Source organism: Kitasatospora sp. NPDC032121 (assembly GCF_055580145.1).
This window is the reverse complement of record NZ_JBVILX010000002.1, coordinates 877,231-893,170: the sequence shown is the minus strand read 5'-3', so window position 1 is coordinate 893,170 and position 15,940 is coordinate 877,231. Positions and strand designations below refer to the sequence as shown.

At 74.6% G+C, this 15,940-nt stretch carries 14 protein-coding genes and 1 tRNA gene; 4 read left to right on the top strand and 11 right to left on the bottom strand.

What is annotated here, in order from left to right; all coding sequences use genetic code 11:
- Nucleotides 1-39: 39 nt before the first annotated feature.
- Together ACZ5OX_RS09900 and ACZ5OX_RS09895 are read right to left on the bottom strand one after the other, a co-directional pair.
- Nucleotides 40-1,656: a DUF2142 domain-containing protein gene (locus ACZ5OX_RS09900; RefSeq protein WP_465629454.1), complete on the bottom strand. Its 1,617-nt coding sequence runs from the start codon at nt 1,654-1,656 to the stop codon at nt 40-42.
- Between the two features lie 223 nt (nt 1,657-1,879).
- The gene (locus ACZ5OX_RS09895) at nt 1,880-2,425 is read right to left on the bottom strand and encodes a DUF1707 and DUF4190 domain-containing protein (RefSeq protein ID WP_449809699.1); all 546 of its coding nucleotides are present in this window, start codon (nt 2,423-2,425) and stop codon (nt 1,880-1,882) included.
- Nucleotides 2,426-2,670: 245 nt separating this feature from the next.
- On the opposite strand from ACZ5OX_RS09895, the gene ACZ5OX_RS09890 reads away from it, so the two are divergent.
- From ACZ5OX_RS09890 to ACZ5OX_RS09875, 4 genes are all read left to right on the top strand, one after another.
- On the top strand, nt 2,671-3,498 hold the full coding sequence (locus ACZ5OX_RS09890; RefSeq protein ID WP_465629453.1) for an ABC transporter ATP-binding protein: 828 nt from the start codon (nt 2,671-2,673) through the stop codon (nt 3,496-3,498).
- Nucleotides 3,495-5,117 carry a transporter gene (locus ACZ5OX_RS09885; protein ID WP_465629452.1) on the top strand — a complete coding sequence of 541 codons (1,623 nt, stop codon included), beginning with the start codon at nt 3,495-3,497 and terminating at the stop codon, nt 5,115-5,117. The genes ACZ5OX_RS09890 and ACZ5OX_RS09885 overlap by 4 nt, the downstream gene beginning before the upstream one ends.
- A 103-nt stretch (nt 5,118-5,220) precedes the next feature.
- Nucleotides 5,221-6,492, top strand: coding sequence for a DUF2786 domain-containing protein (locus ACZ5OX_RS09880; protein WP_465629450.1), 1,272 nt, complete (start codon nt 5,221-5,223; stop codon nt 6,490-6,492).
- Between the two features lie 125 nt (nt 6,493-6,617).
- A complete protein-coding gene (locus tag ACZ5OX_RS09875) occupies nt 6,618-7,730 on the top strand; it encodes an ADP-ribosylglycohydrolase family protein (RefSeq protein ID WP_465629449.1) in 1,113 nt (370 codons plus the stop codon).
- A 26-nt stretch (nt 7,731-7,756) separates the two neighbouring features.
- Here the strand turns inward: ACZ5OX_RS09875 and ACZ5OX_RS09870 are convergent, their stop codons facing one another.
- From ACZ5OX_RS09870 to ACZ5OX_RS09830, 9 genes are all read right to left on the bottom strand, one after another.
- Complete coding sequence (locus ACZ5OX_RS09870) at nt 7,757-9,076, bottom strand: serpin family protein (protein WP_465629448.1); 1,320 nt, start codon at nt 9,074-9,076, stop codon at nt 7,757-7,759.
- A 66-nt stretch (nt 9,077-9,142) separates the two neighbouring features.
- The gene (locus ACZ5OX_RS09865) at nt 9,143-10,141 is read right to left on the bottom strand and encodes an ADP-ribosylglycohydrolase family protein (protein WP_465629447.1); all 999 of its coding nucleotides are present in this window, start codon (nt 10,139-10,141) and stop codon (nt 9,143-9,145) included.
- A 19-nt stretch (nt 10,142-10,160) separates the two neighbouring features.
- Entirely contained in the window at nt 10,161-11,375 is a 1,215-nt protein-coding gene (locus tag ACZ5OX_RS09860) for a cytochrome P450 (RefSeq protein WP_465629446.1), read from the bottom strand.
- Nucleotides 11,376-11,464: 89 nt separating this feature from the next.
- Nucleotides 11,465-12,205 (bottom strand): SIR2 family NAD-dependent protein deacylase, encoded by a 741-nt coding sequence (locus tag ACZ5OX_RS09855; RefSeq protein ID WP_465629445.1) that lies wholly within the window; start codon nt 12,203-12,205, stop codon nt 11,465-11,467.
- Nucleotides 12,206-12,283: 78 nt separating this feature from the next.
- Complete coding sequence (locus ACZ5OX_RS09850; RefSeq protein WP_465629444.1) at nt 12,284-12,910, bottom strand: hypothetical protein; 627 nt, start codon at nt 12,908-12,910, stop codon at nt 12,284-12,286.
- Nucleotides 12,911-13,024: 114 nt separating this feature from the next.
- Nucleotides 13,025-13,705, bottom strand: coding sequence for a response regulator (locus ACZ5OX_RS09845; protein WP_392867426.1), 681 nt, complete (start codon nt 13,703-13,705; stop codon nt 13,025-13,027).
- Nucleotides 13,702-14,910 carry a sensor histidine kinase gene (locus tag ACZ5OX_RS09840; RefSeq protein ID WP_465629443.1) on the bottom strand — a complete coding sequence of 403 codons (1,209 nt, stop codon included), beginning with the start codon at nt 14,908-14,910 and terminating at the stop codon, nt 13,702-13,704. Before ACZ5OX_RS09840 ends, ACZ5OX_RS09845 begins: the two co-directional genes overlap by 4 nt.
- 79 nt (nt 14,911-14,989) lie before the next feature.
- Entirely contained in the window at nt 14,990-15,664 is a 675-nt protein-coding gene (locus ACZ5OX_RS09835) for a DUF4097 family beta strand repeat-containing protein (protein WP_465629442.1), read from the bottom strand.
- A 173-nt stretch (nt 15,665-15,837) separates the two neighbouring features.
- Nucleotides 15,838-15,911, bottom strand: a tRNA-Met gene (locus ACZ5OX_RS09830).
- Nucleotides 15,912-15,940 lie beyond the last annotated feature (29 nt).

Here is a 15,940-nt window from a genome sequence, read left to right as displayed (position 1 = left end):
GCCCATATCACGGCCGAGAGCCCCCCGCAGGGCGAAACCCTACGCCTCCGCGCGGGCGGCGGCGAGCGGGGTGCTCCCGTCGTCGGCACCGCCCCCGGACGTCCCGGCCGACGCCGACTCGTCCTGCGGCCGGTCCGTCCCCTTCCGGTCCGACAGGGCGACGAGCAGCCCCAGCGCCAGCACGCCCGCCCCGTACACCAGCACCCAGGGCTGCCAGCCCACGAACGGCGGCGACCAGTGGGCCGGGCTGATGAAGAACGAACCGCCGGTACCGACCGTGTTGCGGCGCAGCGCCCAGATGAACCCCGCGAAGTCGGCCAGGGCCAGCGCGAGGGAGCAGAGCACCATCAGCCGGCGCCAGGCGAAACCGCCCCGCGGCAGCCGCTCGTGGCAGATCGCGGCGCACACGATCGGCAACCCGACGGCGAACGGCAGCAGGTAGCGGCCCTGCCAGATCATGCCGACCTTCTCCGCCTGCATGGCCTGGGCCACCAGGGGTATGGCCTCGATCCCGACCAGGATCCCCAGGACGGCCAGGGTGTCCCTGAGCCGCGCGTAGCAGAGCGCCAGCAGCACCAGGGCGATCGCCACGGCGCACCACAGCAGCAACGTCGCGGCCGGGGGCTCGGCGTCCAGCCAGCCGAAGTAGCCGATCATCTGCTTCATGTACAGCAGACCGTTGTCGAAGGTCTGACGGGCCGCGGACAGCGGGGTGAAGTTGCTCGGGGCGTTGATGGTCGAGTTGTCCGGATGGGTCGAGGACCAGACGAGGGCCACGCCGGCCGAGACCGCGGCCACGGCGCCCCAGGCCCAGGTCGCCCGATGGCGCAGGATGTCGCCCAGCACGCCCCTGCGCCCGAGCAGCAGGGCGAAGAAGACCGCCCCGCTGAGCCAGATCAGGCCCAACGGCCGGATGCTGATCAGCACCACCGCGCCGATGCCGAGCCGGGCGACGCGGCGGCTCAGGAGCTGCGGGTCCGGGTTCATCAGCAGCGCCACGGCGGCGCTCCAGACCAGGATGCCCGCGGCGATCTCCGGGCCGCTCGGGTTGACCACGCCGAACATGAACAGCGACATCGGGGTGGTGGCCGCCACCACGCCGAGGATGCTGAGGGACCGCCGGCGCCACTCGGCCGCCGAGACCACCGCGCTCGCCACCAGGGCGGAGCAGATCGCGGCCGAGATCAGGCGCATCAGGTAGAAGGCCGTCTTGCCCGGGAGCAGCAGGCTGGGCCAGCCGACGGCGAAGTAGTACGCCGGGTGGTAGCGACCCGCCGAGGTGGTCACCTCCGCGGTCCCCGAGCGCTGCTTGAGCGGGGGCGCGCAGTCGGCCGACTGCCAGGACTTGAAGGCGTAGCACCAGTGGGTCTCCGCGAGGTCCTCGTAGATCCGCGGGAGCACCACCCCGCTCTCGGCCCAGTAGCCCTGGATCCCGCCGACCGTGTGCGGGGTCATGACCTCCTCGCCGTTGATCTGGCCCCGGGCGACCGCGCCCGCCCGGATGATGTGCGCGGGTTCGTCGGGCGCACCGCCGATCGGAGTCGTCAGCGACCAGGAGGCGCTCAGCGCGAAGAGGATCGCGAACGCGACCGCCCACAGCCGCCGGGGTGAGGACGCGAGCCGCTCGGCGATGCTCTTGACGGCAGTGATCATCATCTGGAAATGGGCCTTCGGGGTCGGTCCGAACTCGGCGTGCGGCGCCCACGGACGGGCGCGGTGGGTGCTCGCATCGACGAGATGTAACAGGCAACGGTCAGCCATGGACGAGAAGACCGTACCGAACCGAGCCCTGAGGGACTAATGGCACCCTCCCGGTGGAGGCCCGCCGAGTCGGTCCGGCCCGGTGCGGTCCACCGACGACGGAGGCGGTACCAGCGGGTCAGACGGTACCCAGCAGGATCAACAAGGTCCAGAAAGCGGTGCCCATGTAACCGATGACCAGGCCGAGGACGGCCGCCCAGTCGCCGTCCATGTTGCGCTGGCGGATCTGCGACCGGGCGATGTGGCCGGTGACCACGGCGGGCAGCGAGACGCAGACCAGGCTGAGCACCAACGACGTGACCGCGAGCACATTGGTGGGGCGGGGCGGCGGCGGGGGCGGCGGGAGGAAGGTCGCCGGGACCGGCTGCGGCGCGGTCATCGGCGGCGCCGTCATCGGCCCGGAGGGCAGGTCGGCCACCAGGGCGGCCAGCTGGCCGTAGGTCTGCGCCCCGGCCGCCGCCTCGTGGCGCTGCTCGTACTCCTGGATGGTGAGCCGTCCCTCGGCGAACGCGGCCTTGAGGACGTCCAGCGTGCGGTCCCGGTCGGCGTGGCCCGCCCGCATCACGGCCTGCGGGGACACCGGGGGCGCCGGCTGCCAGCCCGCCGCCGGCTGCCTGCCGGGCGGATAGCCGGAACCGGGCTCGCCCCATCGTTGTACGGACATCCGCCACCTCCCGGTAGCGCGGCACCCCCGCGCACGTCACTGCTCACTCATAGTGCAGGACGAACGACGGGACCGGGTAGTTGCCGAATCGGACCAGTGGCAGGGAAGAGGACGTCGGGGCGGCGCGCCTGGGCCGTTCGGCGGACGGTCTCAAGGGATGCTCAACTCGGGCGACAGCCCGTTCGAGCAGTGCCAGGCTGGTCTCCAGCCACGACGATGTCCCACCACGAGCAGAGAAGGCCGCCATGCAGGCGTCAGCGCCGCCGTCCTCCGACCTCCCCCTCCCCGGGCCGGGAACCCCGTCCGCCGTCAGCATCCAGGGGCTCTGGAAGCACTTCGGCACCCAGGCAGCCGTGGCCGGGCTGAGCCTGGAGCTTCCGGCCGGGGCGTTCGTCGGCCTGGTCGGGCCGAACGGCGCCGGCAAGACCACCACGCTGTCGATGGTCACCGGGCTGCTCCGGCCCGACCAGGGCACCGTCCTGGTCCACGGCACCGACGTGTGGGCGGACCCGGTCACGGTCAAGGCCCGAATAGGCATCCTGCCCGAGGGCCTGCGGATGTTCGAGCGGCTCAGCGGGCGCGAGCTGCTCCAGTACACCGGGCGGCTGCGCGGCCTGCCCGGCGCCGAGGTGGACCGGCGGGCCGAGGAGCTGCTGGCCGTCCTGGACCTCGGCCGGGACGCCGACAAGCTGGTCGCCGACTACTCCACCGGCATGCGCAAGAAGATCGGCCTCGCCGCCGCCCTGCTGCACAACCCGGACGTGCTGTTCCTGGACGAACCCTTCGAGGGCGTCGACCCGGTTTCCGCCCAGACCATCCGCGGCGTGCTCAAGCGGTACGCGGCGGCCGGTTCCACGGTGGTGTTCTCCAGCCACGTGATGGAGCTGGTCGAACAGCTCTGCGACTGGGTCGCGGTGGTCAACGCCGGCCGGGTGATCGCCCAGGGCCCGCTGGACTCCGTCCGGGGCGGGCGCAGCCTGCACGAGGCCTTCCTGGAGCTGATCGGCGTGCGCGAGGACGACGGGCAGGTGCTCGGCTGGCTCGGCGGCGGCCAGGCCGGAGTCGACCGGTGACGGGCGGGGTCACGGCTCCGGTGCCGGACGGGCGGACGGTGGTCCGTGCCCTGGTGGCGCTCAAGCTGCGGCTGCTGCGCAACGGGCTGCGGCGCAGCCCGGGCCGGACCACCGTCTACGTGATCGGCGGCGTCGTGGGCCTGGCCTTCGCGGCCGGCATCGCCGTCGCGATGGCCGCGCTGAACGGGCGGTACGCCGGCTCCGGGGACGCCGGGGTGATGCTGCTCGGCGTGCTGACCCTGGGCTGGGCCGCGCTGCCGCTGTTCCTCTTCTCCAGCGACGAGAGCGCCGACCCGACCCGGCTGACCATGCTGCCGCTGCGGCCCGGCCCGCTGCTGCGCGGCTCGCTGCTGGCCGCCCTGATCGGGCCCGGGCCGCTGATCACCCTGGTGCTGGTGACCGGCGCGGTGCTGGCCGGCGCGGCGGGAGGCGCCTCGGCCGCGGTCGCGGTGGCGGGCGTGCCGCTCGCGGCGCTCTGCCTGGTCACGCTCTCCCGGGCGGTCGCGGCGGGCAACGCCCGGATGCTCTCCAGCCGCCGCGGCAAGGACTTCGCGATCTTCGGCGGGCTGGCCTTCGCGCTGCTGGTGCAGGTCGCCAACGTCGGTTCGCAGAGCATCCTCGGCCGCCGGGGCGGGCCGATCGACCTCACCCCGCTGAAGCCGATCGCCTCCGTGCTGCGCTGGATCCCGCCGATCAGCGCGGCGGACGCGCCGCGCACCGCGGGCGAGGGCCGGTACGGGCTCGCGCTGCTCCAGCTCGCCGCGACCGCCGCGCTGCTGGCGCTGCTGCTGCGCTGGTGGCGGCGGAGCCTCCAGGAGCTGATGGTGACGGCCGACTCCTCCACCCTGGAGGTGGCCCGCGGGGTGCGCAACGCGCGCGGGTGGGGCTTCCTGCCCCAGGGGCGGACCGGCGCGGTGATGCAGCGCCACCTGCGGTACGCCTGGCGCGAGCCGCGGGCCAAGGCGGCGCTGTTCACCAGCATCGGGATGACGCTGGTGATCTGCGTGCTGTCGATGGTCCAGGGCTGGGCGAGCGTGTACCTGCTGGCGATGACCGGGGTGTTCCTCGGGCTGCAGATGCTCAACCTGTTCGGCATGGACGGCTCGGCGTTCTGGATGGTCGCCGCCACCCTGCGCACCCCGGCCGACGCCCGGTCCGAGCTGCGCGGCCGGGCGTACGCGGTGCTGTCGTACGCCGTCCCGGTGACGGTGGTGCTCGGGCTGGTGCTGGCGGCCGTCACCGGCCGGTGGGGCGAGCTGCCGTCGGCGCTCGGCCTGGCGCTGGCGCTGCTCGGCTGCGGGATCGCGCTGGGCTCGATGTTCAGCGTGCTGGCGCCGTACACCATGCCGGCCGACAGCAACCCGATGCGCAACGCCGCCCCCGGGCAGGGCGGGCTGATCCTGCTCAACCAGTTCGGCTCGATGTTCGGCGTCACGGTGCTGGCGCTGCCGGTCGGCGGCTACCTCGCCTGGGCGCTGGCCTCGGACGGGCCGAGCTGGCCGGTGCTGCTGATCGGCCCGCTGTACGGCGCCCTGGTCGCGGCGCTGGGCGTGCGGATGGCGGCGAGCCGGCTGCTGGAGCGCACGCCGGAGATCCTGGCCAAGGCCATCGAGCGCTGAGCCGGGCCGCCGCACCGGCCCGGCCCGCTCCCCGGCGGGTTCCCGCCACGGCTCCGGCATCATGGGCAGGAGGCCGGACCGTCGAGGAGAGCAGGGACAGACCGTGGGCGAGCGCGCGCAGCAGGCCGGGACCGCCGGACCGCTGCTGGAGCAGGCGGTGCGGTCGGTGCTGACGGCCCCCGAGGACGCACTGGACCTCGCCCTGGACACCGGGGCGTCGCTGCTGGCCGCCTCGGCCGGGCAGTGGCCCGAGGTCGGCCGGGCGCTGCTCGGCCACGCGGACACCGCCGTCGGCCGCTGCTGGTCCGCCGGGTGGCGGCCGGCCGACCTGGTCCGGGTGGTGCGGCGCGAGCTGAAGCCCGTCCACCTGGCCCTCGCGGTGGACCTGATCGCCGCCGAGGGCCGCCGCCACCCGGCGGCCGCCCTGGACCGGCGCTGGCTGGAGCAGCTGCGCGAGCTGGAGGCCGAGGTGTGGTGGTCCGGCGACGAGGAGTACCTCGGCGCCTTCGCCGACCGGCACCGGCTGGACCGCTTCGCGCTCGCCACCGCCGTCCTGGAGCTGCTGCGCACCTGGGGCCGGCTGCCGCCGATCGCCCCGGTGGGGCCCGCCCCCGGGCAGGCCGTGCGGCCTCGGCGCTCGGCGCCTGCGGCCGGCGAGCCGCGGATGCTGGCGCGGATCCGGGCGCTGCTGGCCAAGGCCGAGTCCACCGAGTACCCGGAGGAGGCCGAGGCGCTGACCGCCAAGGCCCAGCAGCTGATGGCCCAGCACAGCATCGACGAGGCACTGCTGGCCGTGGACGGCACCGACCGCGACACCCCGGCGGCGCTGCGGATCGGGGTGGACAACCCGTACGAGGGCCCCAAGACGATGCTGCTGGACGCGGTCGCGGCGGCCAACCGGTGCCGGGTGGTGTGGGCGAAGGAGTTCGGCTTCTGCACCGTGGTCGGCTTCGACGGCGACCTGGACGGCGTCGAGCTGCTCTACACCTCGCTGCTGGTGCAGGCCACCCACGCGATGAACAAGGCGGGCTCCCGCAGGGACTCGCGCAGCAAGGCGTTCCGGCAGTCCTTCCTGGTCGCGTACGCGGCGCGGATCCGGGAGCGGCTGACCGCCGCGACCGAGCGCGCCACCAGCGCCGCCGCGGCCGGCCGGCACCTGCGCGAGGACGGCACCGAGGAGCAGCTGCTGCCCGACGAGCGGCTGCTGCCCGCCCTCGCCGCCCGCTCCGAGGCGGTGGACGAGGAGGTCGGCCGGCTGTTCCCCAAGCTGGTCTCGCAGCGGGTGCGGGTCAGCGACGGGGTGGGCTGGGCGGCCGGACGCGCCGCCGCCGACCGGGCCACGCTGCACGGGCGCGCCGGGGCGATCCGCCGCTGAGGGCGCCGGGCGGGCCCGGCCGGCCCCACCGGTCCCGGCCCGACCCGCGCAAGATCCACAAGAGCCGCCCCGCTTCCCGGGGACCTGATAGAACGTAGTCCGCCAGGAACGAAGGGGGACTCGACGTGACGGAACCGGCGGCGGAATCGGGGTACCGGGACCGGGTGCGCGGAGCACTGCTCGGCGGAGCGATCGGCGACGCGCTGGGCTGGCCGGTGGAGTTCCAGCAGCTCCACCAGATCCAGGACCGGTACGGGCCGCAGGGCGTGACCGCGCTGCCGGCCGGGCCCGGACCGGTCGAGGTGACCGACGACACCCAGATGACGCTGTTCACCGCCGAGGGTCTGATCCGCGGCTTCGTCCGGGGCTGGACGGGCGGCGGCGGCTCGGTGCCGGAGGCCGTGCACGGCGCCTACCGCCGCTGGCTGCGGACCCAGTACCAGGGCGCGCCGGACACCGAGCCGCAGCCCCACCCGTACGACGGCTGGCTGCTGAGCCGGCCCTTCCTGTACGCGCGGCGGGCGCCGGGCAACGCCTGCCTGAGCGGGGTGTCCGAGCACCCGGTGTTCGAGGCGCCGTCGGCGATCGGGCTGACCGGGCCGATCAACCCGGGCTCCAAGGGCTGCGGCACCGTGATGCGCTCGGCGCCGTTCGGGCTGGCCCGGCTGGGCGTCGAGCAGTCCTTCGGACTGGCGGTGCAGTGCGCCCAGCTCACCCACGGCCACCCGACCGGCTACCTCGCGGCGGGCGCCTTCGCGGCGCTCATCGAGCGGCTCGCGGACGGCACCGAGCCGTGGGCGGCGGTCGGCGAGACGGTGGAGCAGATCCGCGAACTGCCGAGCTCCAAGGAGACCGTCCAGGCGCTGGCCCGGGCGGTGCGGCTCGCCCAGGAGGCCGAGCCGGCCGCGGAGACGGTGGAGCGGGTCGGGCTCGGCTGGATCGCCGAGGAGTGCCTGGCCATCGCGGTGTACTCGCTGCTGGCGGCCACCCTGGACCCCGACCCGGTGCGCACCGCGCTGCTGCTGTCGGTGAACCACTCCGGGGACAGCGACTCGACCGGCGCGGTCTGCGGCAACCTGGTCGGGGCCGCGTACGGCGCGGCGGCGCTGCCCGCCGAGTGGGCCGGGGCGGTCGAGGGCCGGGCGGAGCTGCGGCAGGTCGCCGACGACCTGCTGGTGCTGTTCGGCAGCCGCGACCCGCTGCACCCCGGGCTCGGCGGGCGCTACCCGGCCTGGTAGCGCGGGCGCGAGTGTGAGGACGGGCCCTACGGCGCCTGCGGGTCGGTGACCTGGCCGAGGAACAGCGGCGCCCCGCTCCGGGTGTCCCGGATCAGGAACAGGAACGGCCGGTCGAGGTGCATCTCGACCGGCCGTTCGACGTTCGGCGCCGCCGCCACGTCGATCCCGGCACCGCTGCCGGCCGCCGCGACCGTGCCCTGCTCGCCGACCTCGATGGTGGCCTTCTGCACCACGGTGCCGACGGCCAGCGGGTCCTTGGCGATGCCGCCGAAGTCGGCCCGGTCGAAGGCCGCCTCCACCCCGAGCGAGCGCAGCGCGGGGGTGAGTTCCTTCGAGGTGCCGAAGTGGAAGCGCGGCAGCCGGAGGTCGACCGGCCGCTCGGTGAGCGCGCCGAGGATGCGGTCCAGCTGGGGCTGGTCCAGGCCCTTGGCGAAGGCGGTGAAGCCGCCCTGCCCGGGGAGGATCAGATCCATCGCCAACCCGCCGTCCGCGTATGGCAGTTCGACGGCCTGCCAGGGCTCGCCGACGATCCCGCCGGAGCCGTCGGCGTACTTGAACTCCCCGGTCTGGCCCATCGTGGGGACGGCCGGGGTGGAGCCGTCGAGCTCGTGGAACGGGCGGTCGGCGGTGTGCGAGGGCTTGAAGGCGGAGGCCCACTCGGCCTTGAGGTACAGCGCGTCGGTGAGCACCAGCCGGGTGTTCGAGGTGATCGCGTCCCGGCCGAACAGGTCCTTGATCCGGCCGTCGGTGGCCTTCTCCACGGCCGCGTTGACGGTCCTGCGGGCCCCGTCCGGGTCCTTGGCGAAGTCGGCCTGGTGCACGCCGGTGTCGAAGGCGGCGGCGAGGGTGGCCAGGTAGTCCGGTTCCACGGCCAGGCCCTGCTGCGTCCAGAGGTCGTCGCTGCGGCGCAGTGTGACCTTGCCGGTGACCGGGACCGGCCGGTTCAGCGCGCCGGTGGCGTAGGCGTACTGCTGCGGGTCGAGCCCGGTGTGCACGGCCTTGGCGAGTTCCCCGGCGGTGGTGCCGCGGGCGCCGGGCAGCAGCATGGCGAGCAGGGTGGCCAGGCCGGACGGGGAGACCACCAGGTTGCTCCCGGCGGCGTCCGGCTGGGCGGTCAGGGCGTGCAGGAGGTCCAGGCCGAAGGCGTCGGTGGCCGCCGCGGTGGCGGCCACCGACGCCGGGTCCACGGCCGGTCGGCTCGCGGGCGCGGACGCCCGGAGCTCCACGGGCGCGGCGGCTCCGGTGCTGCCGCAGCCGGCGAGCAGCGGCGCGGCGAGCGCGGCCGCGAGGAGCAGCGCCGCCGGGCGGCGGAGGGTGCGACGGGGTGCGGTGCTGCGGTTCGTCATGGCCCTTCGACGCGCCGCCCCGCCGACCGGTTCCGCCCGGCCCGCCCCGCCCGGCGGGGCCCCGGATCAGTCCCAGAGCGCCCCGAACTCCAGCAGTTCGTCCCGGTGCTCGATCCGCTCCACCCAGTCGGCCGGCCAGGCCGCCTCGCCGTGGTGGGCGCCCGCGAAGGCGCCGGTCAGGCAGGCCAGCGAGTCGGAGTCGCCGCTGGAGTACGCGGCCCGGCGGACGGCCGCCACCGGGTCGTCGGGAAGCAGCAGGAAGCAGAGCAGGCCGGTGCCGAGGGCCTCCTCGGCGATCCAGCCCTCTCCGGTGGCCAGGCAGGGGTCGGCCTCGACGTCGGGCGCGGCGAGCGCGGCGTCCAGTCGGTCGAGCACCGTGAGGCACTCCTCCCAGCCCCGGGCCGTGCCGGCCTGCGGGGAGGGGTCGTGCCAGCGGTCGGCGAGGTCGCCGAGCCAGAACTCGTCGTAGCGCTCCCGGCTCGCCAGCGCGTACGCCCGCAGCGCCGCGGGCAGGTCGGCCGGCCGGACGCCCTCGGCCAGCCGCCGCACGGCGTACGCGGTGAGGTCGCCGGCGGCGAGGGCGGTCGGGTGGCCGTGGGTGAGCGCGGACTGCAGCTGGGCGGCGCCGGAGAGCTGCCGGGCGTCCAGGCCGCGGACCAGTCCGACCGGGGCGACCCGCATGTTGGCGCCGCAGCCCTTGGAGCCGACGTCGCTGGCCTGCTGCCAGCGGTACTCGGGGTGGCTGAGCCGCTGACAGGCGCGCAGGCAGGTCATGCCGGGGGCGCGGTTGTTCTGCGGGGAGCGCCACCAGTCGACGAACTCCTCGCGGACCGGCCGCTCCAGCCGCAGCGGGGTGAGCGGCCCGCGCTCCAGGGCGGTGCGCAGGCCGCGGGCGAGGGCGAGTGTCATCTGGGTGTCGTCGGTGACCAGCGCCCGCTCGGGCAGCGGGAGTCGCCGCCAGTCGGGATGGTTCCAGGCGATCTCCTCGACCTCGTGGAACTCGGTCTCCTTGCCCAGCGCGTCCCCGATCGCCAGACCCAGCAGCGCCCCCGTCGCCTTGCCCACGGCAGCTCCCCCTCCTCCGTCACACCTCGACCAGCAGCTCCTTGAGCCCGCGGATCACGTAGCCCGGGTTCCACTCGGGCTCGCGGACCAGCCGCAGGCCCGGGGCCCGGCGCAGCAGCGTGCCGTAGGACTCGGTGAGCTCCAGTCTGGCAAGCGGGGCGCCGAGGCAGAAGTGGATTCCGGCGCCGAAGGTGATGTGCGGGTTGTCGGTGCGGCCGAGGTCGAGGCGGTCCGGGTCGGCGAAGCGCTCGGGGTCGCGGTTGGCGGAGCCGAAGAGCAGGGCGATCTCGGCTCCGCGCGGGATGGTGACGCCGCGGACCTCGATGTCCTCCAGCACCCAGCGCTCGAACATCTGCAGCGGGGTGTCCCAGCGCATCAGCTCCTCGACGGCGGTGGGCAGCAGCTCGTCGACCGAGCCGCGCAGCCGGGCGAGCTCCCCGGGGTTGCGGAACAGCGCCCACCAGCCGTTGCCGGTGGTGTTGACGGTCGCCTCGTGGCCGGCGTTGAGCAGCAGCACGCAGGTGGAGATCATCTCCTGCTCGCTGAGCGCGTCGGAGCCCTCCTGGGCCTGGATGAGCGCGCTGATCAGGTCCGTCCCCGGGTTCGCCCGGCGTTCGCGGATCAGGGTGCGCAGGTAGTCGGAGAACTCGATGCTGGCGGTGACGGCCCGGCGGGCGACCTCCTCGCTCGGGTTGAGCTCGAACATCCCGGTGATGTCGGCGGACCACGGCCGCAGCAGGTGCCGGTCGCCCTCCGGCACGCCGAGCATCTCGGCGATCACGGCGACGGGCAGCGGCTCGGCGACGGCGGCGATCAGGTCGCCGCCGCCGGCCGCGAGCAGCTCGTCGACCAGTTCCCCGGCCAGCCGGCGCACGGTGGAGCGCAGGCCCTCGACCATGCGCGGGGTGAAGGCCTTGGAGACCAGCCGGCGCAGCCGGGTGTGGTCCGGCCCTTCGAGGTCCAGCAGCCCGTGGTCGTTCAGGGTGTGGAAGGGCTCGTGCGCCGGGTCGGGCGCGGTGCGGCCGAACTCCTCGTGGCTGAAGCGGTGGGTGTAGGTGCGGCCCAGTCGCCGGTCGCGCAGCAGGGCGCTGACGTCCTCGAAGCGCGAGACGAGCCACTGGTTCGTCGGCTCGAAGTACGTCACCGGCGCGTGCTCGCGCAGTTCGGCGTACGCGTCGTACGGGTGGGCCACGAACTCCGCCGACCAGGGGTCGAACTTCGCCGTCGTCGTCATCGGTCGATCACTCCAGGCCAGAAGGGGGAAGCCGGAACGATCATCGTACGCACGCGGTACATCCGGGAATACGACCTTCCGGCCCCTGATCAGGCCCGTTCCCGTACAAGTCGGCGCACCAGCTTCGGCAGCGCCTCCGAGATCGGCTCCCGGATCACCTCGGCCGCGGCCTCGTCGTACGGGGTGGGCTCGCCGTTCACGATGATCAGCTTCGCCCCGGTCTTCACCGCGTTGTACGGCAGCGCCGCCACCGGGAACACCTGGAGGCTGGTGCCGACCGCGATGAAGACGTCGCAGGCCCGGACGATCGAGTCGGCCTGCCCGAGCACCTCCGGGTCCAGGTTCTCGCCGAACATCACGATGTTCGGCTTGAGGATCCCCCCGCACTCCCGGCACTCCGGGTCCGGCTCCCCCGCCTCGACCCGCGCCAGCGCCTCCGCCATCGGACCGACCACCCGGCAGCGCAGGCACTGCGTCTCCCGGAGGTTGCCGTGCAGCTCCAGCACCTTGCGGGCGGTCAGCCCGGACTTCTGGTGCAGCCCGTCGATGTTCTGGGTGAGCACCCGAGTCGGCAGCCCGGAGCGCTCCAGGTCGACCAGCGCGCGGTGCCCGGCGTTCGGCTCGGCGGCCGGGGCGGCCGTCTCCAGCCGCATCCGCCAAGCCCGCCGGCGCACCCGCGGATCGTCCAGGTACGGCTCGATGGTGACCAGCTCCTGCGCCGACGGGTCCTTCTGCCACAGCCCCTTCGGGCCGCGGTAGTCGGGGATGCCGGAGTCCGTCGAGATGCCCGCGCCGGTGAGCACGGCGACCAGGGGGCGCTTCGCGTTCATACCCCGGACGGTACGGCCGACGGCCCGCCGGCGGCCACCGAAAATCCGGCGGGGCCGTTTCGGGCCGAAGCGCGCGGATCAGGCCAGCGCGGCCCGCGGCGCGGCGGCCGGGCGGGCCAGCGGGGCCAGGGCGAGCAGGTAGCAGGCGGCGGCGAGCGGGACGAGGGCCAGGTCGACGCCGCTGGCCAGGGTGCCGAGCAGCACCAGCGCCGGGCTCCACCAGCGCAGCGCCCGGGAGCGGCCCGCCGCCGCGGCGGTCAGCAGCGCCAGCAGGCCGACGTAGAAGAGCAGCGGCCCGACCTGGTAGACGACCGGCAGCACGCCGGGGACGCCCTGCACCCGGTCGAACAGCCGGGACTGCTCGGCCTTGTCCGCCGCCACCAGCCCGACGACCAGGTCGATGCCGATCTGCGCCAGCGAGCAGAGCAGCCCCGCGAAGGCCGTCCCCAGGGCCGCCCCGGCCCCGACCCGCCCGGCCGTGCCACGCGGGGCGAGCCGCCGGTGCAGGGCGAGCAGGAGCGGGACGAACAGCAGCAGCCCGGCGAACATCGCGGCGTGGCCGGCCGTCCAGCCGGGGCCCGGCGCCCGGGAGCCCGGCACCAGCCGGATGCCGCCGTAGAGCGCCATCAGCGCGGGGGCGCCGACGACGGCGTACGGGGTGAGGCGGGCGAGGCGGGTGGTTCGGGCGTCCGACGTGGCGTTCATCCTGACCTCCGGTGGTGTGGTCCGTTCCGACACCGCAGAGCCTGGCCGCCCGCGCCCTCGTCCCGGATCGCCCGCACCGGCGAAAGGGCCGCCTCCCCCGCACGGGGGAGCCCGTCAGGACTCCCCCGCCACCACCGCCCCGGCCTCGTACGCGAACACCACCGCGTGCACCCGGTCCCGCAGCCCGAGCTTGCTCAGCACATTGCTGACGTGCGTCTTCACCGTGTGCTCGCTGACCACCAGCTCGGCCGCGATCTCCGCGTTGGACAGCCCGCGGGCGATCAGCCGCAGCGTCTCCTGCTCGCGCAGGGTCAGCTGCTCCAGCAGCCGCGACGGCGGCCGCACCGCCCGCTCCGGTGCCCCCGGCCGACGGGCCGCGAACTCGCCGATCAACCGTCTGGTCACCGAGGGCGCGAGCAGCGCCTCCCCCGAGGCGACCATCCGCACCCCGTGCGCCAGGTCGTCCCGCCGGACGTCCTTGAGCAGGAAGCCGCTGGCGCCCGCGTACAGCGCGTCGAAGACGTAGTCGTCGATGTCGAAGGTGGTCAGCATGATCACCTTGGTGGCCGGGAACTCGGCGCACACCCGGCGGGCCGCCTCCAGCCCGTCCATCACCGGCATCCGGACGTCCAGCAGCAGCACGTCCGGGCCGTGCGCGCGCACCGCCTCGACCGCCTCGGCGCCGTCGCGGGCCTCCGCCACCACCTCGATGTCCGGCTGCGCGTCCAGGATCATCCCGAACCCGGCCCGCACCAGCTCCTGGTCGTCCGCGACGACCACCCGGATCGGCGTCATCCGCCCACTCCCTCCACCACTTCGCCCGTGCCCAGCGGCAGCCGGGCGCTCACCAGGAAACCCCTGCCCTCCGGGCCCGGCCCGGCCTCGGCCCGCCCGCCGCAGGCCGCCGCCCGCTCCCGGATGCCGACCAGCCCGCGGCCGCCGGACCAGCCGACCACGGTACGGCCGACGCGCGCCGGCACCCCACGGCCGTTGTCCGAGACCACGACCTCCAGCACCTCCCCGGCCCGCCGGACCCGGATCGCCGCCCGGTCCGCCCCGGCGTGCTTGACCGTGTTGGTCAGCGCCTCCTGCACGATCCGGAACGCCGCCGCCTCCACGTCGGCCGGCAGCCGGTCCTGCTCCGCCGGGAGTTCGAGCTCCACCCGCAGTCCCGCCGCGCGCACCCGATCGGCCACCCCGGCGAGCTCGGCCAGCCGGGGCTGGGGCGCCAGCTGCCGGCCCGCCTCCGGATCCTTCAGCACCCCGAGCACCCGCCGCAGCTGGACCATCGCGTCCCGGCCCGCGTCGGCGATGGTGTCGAACGCGCGGATCGCCCGGTCCGGATCGCTGCGCACCACCACCGGCCCGGCCTCGGCCTGGATCACCATCAGCGAGACGGCGTGCGCCAGGATGTCGTGCATCTCCCGGGCGATCCGGGCCCGCTCCTCCGCCACCGCCCGGGCCGCGTCGCTCGCCGCCCGCTCACCGGCCTCCCGGGCCCGCTCCGCCTGCACCCGGGCCAACTGCCGCTGGGCGCGCACCAGCGAGCCGAACACGAAGGAGCCGGCCGAGGTGAGCACGCTGAACAGCGCGCCGTTCGGCGAATGGGTGCCGATCACGTTGGCGACCACCACGAACGCCAGCACCGGCCAGCGCTGCCAGTCCGGGAAGCGCTCCGCCACGGTGTACATCCCGATCACCGCGTACAGCGGCAGCTGCGGGTTCGCCGAGTGCGCGAGCACCGTCACCAGCACCGCGGGCACGCTGCCCACGACCATGAGGGGCAGCGTGATCCGCCGCCGCCAGGGCAGGAACAGCGCGGTGGACACCGCCAGCAGGTAGACCCACCAGGGCCAGTCCGTGTCGTCGTGGTAGACCGACCAGACCGACACCACCGCCGAGCAGACCGCCAGGAAGGTGTCCAGGACGTACGGGCTCGGGCCGGTCGCCCACTCCTGCCGGATCCGCCCCGTCCGCCACCGCGCCGCGCGCTCCACCACCGCACCTCCCCCGTAGCCGGGGACGCCGCCCCCGCGGAGAAGATCATGCCCCAGCGGCAGGACCTCCGGAACGGCCCGGTCAGGCACCGGTGACCGTCACACCGCCGGTGTCCGCCCGCGCGGTGATCCGGCGCTCCGCCCCCGGCTTCGACGGGATGCCCACCTCCACCCCGCCGACCGAGGCCCGGGCGTCCACCGCGTAGGCCTCCCCGGCCGGCACCCGCAGCCGCACCCCGCCGTTCGTGGTGCTCGCCTCGACCGTCGACGGCGCCACTGCGAAGTCGGCCCGCACCCCGCCGTTCACCGCGGTCAGCCGCGCCTTCGGGGACCGCAGCCCGTCGGCCTCGACGCCGCCGTTGGTCACCTCGGCCTCCGCCTCGCCGGCCAGCCCGGACAGCCTGACGCCGCCGTTGCCCTGCTTGACCCGCACCTTGGTCCCGGCCGGCACCTGCACCGTGTAGCCGATCCCGCAGTGATCGCAGTCGTACGTCAGCTTCAGCACGCCGTCCACCACCTCGTGGCTGCTCTTCGGTACGTCCCCCGAGTAGTTCTGCCGCTCGACCACGTGCACGCCGTCGCCGCCGCCGTTCACCACCACGCCGCCGTTGATCCCCTCGACGACGAGTTCCCGGACCGGCTCCGCCACCCCGTAGCTCAGTGTCCGGTGCTCGTCCTCGCCCCCGAACGGCAGGCACCCCTGCATCCCCAGCACGACCCCCGCCGTGATCGCCACCGCGCCCAGCACCCGCTTCATCCCCGACCCCTTCGTAAGCCCTCGTCCTGACGCCGAGAACCCTCCCGCGGCCGCCTCCCCCGCCGCCTCCCCCGCCGGAGCGGTTCCCGCCCCTCCCCCGCACGACGGAGTCGCCCGCCCCGGGAACGCCGAAGGGCCCGGAGGCTGAATGCCTCCGGGCCCTTCGTACTGAGTAGCGGGGACAGGATTTGAACCTGCGACCTCTGGGTTATGAGCCCAGCGAGCTACCGAGCTGCTCCACCCCGCGTCGGTGAACACGAGCTTACGTGACTTCGG

What these genes read in the sequence shown, in the direction of transcription:
- ACZ5OX_RS09890 (WP_465629453.1), top strand. Translation starts at nt 2,671, where the DNA reads ATGCAGGCGTCAGCGCCGCCGTCCTCCGACCTCCCCCTCCCCGGGCCG.
- ACZ5OX_RS09860 (WP_465629446.1), bottom strand. Translation starts at nt 11,375, where the DNA reads ATGACGACGACGGCGAAGTTCGACCCCTGGTCGGCGGAGTTCGTGGCC.
- ACZ5OX_RS09850 (WP_465629444.1), bottom strand. Translation starts at nt 12,910, where the DNA reads ATGAACGCCACGTCGGACGCCCGAACCACCCGCCTCGCCCGCCTCACC.
- ACZ5OX_RS09835 (WP_465629442.1), bottom strand. Translation starts at nt 15,664, where the DNA reads ATGAAGCGGGTGCTGGGCGCGGTGGCGATCACGGCGGGGGTCGTGCTG.
- ACZ5OX_RS09895 (WP_449809699.1), bottom strand. Translation starts at nt 2,425, where the DNA reads ATGTCCGTACAACGATGGGGCGAGCCCGGTTCCGGCTATCCGCCCGGC.
- ACZ5OX_RS09845 (WP_392867426.1), bottom strand. Translation starts at nt 13,705, where the DNA reads ATGACGCCGATCCGGGTGGTCGTCGCGGACGACCAGGAGCTGGTGCGG.
- ACZ5OX_RS09870 (WP_465629448.1), bottom strand. Translation starts at nt 9,076, where the DNA reads ATGACGAACCGCAGCACCGCACCCCGTCGCACCCTCCGCCGCCCGGCG.
- ACZ5OX_RS09855 (WP_465629445.1), bottom strand. Translation starts at nt 12,205, where the DNA reads ATGAACGCGAAGCGCCCCCTGGTCGCCGTGCTCACCGGCGCGGGCATC.
- ACZ5OX_RS09900 (WP_465629454.1), bottom strand. Translation starts at nt 1,656, where the DNA reads ATGATGATCACTGCCGTCAAGAGCATCGCCGAGCGGCTCGCGTCCTCA.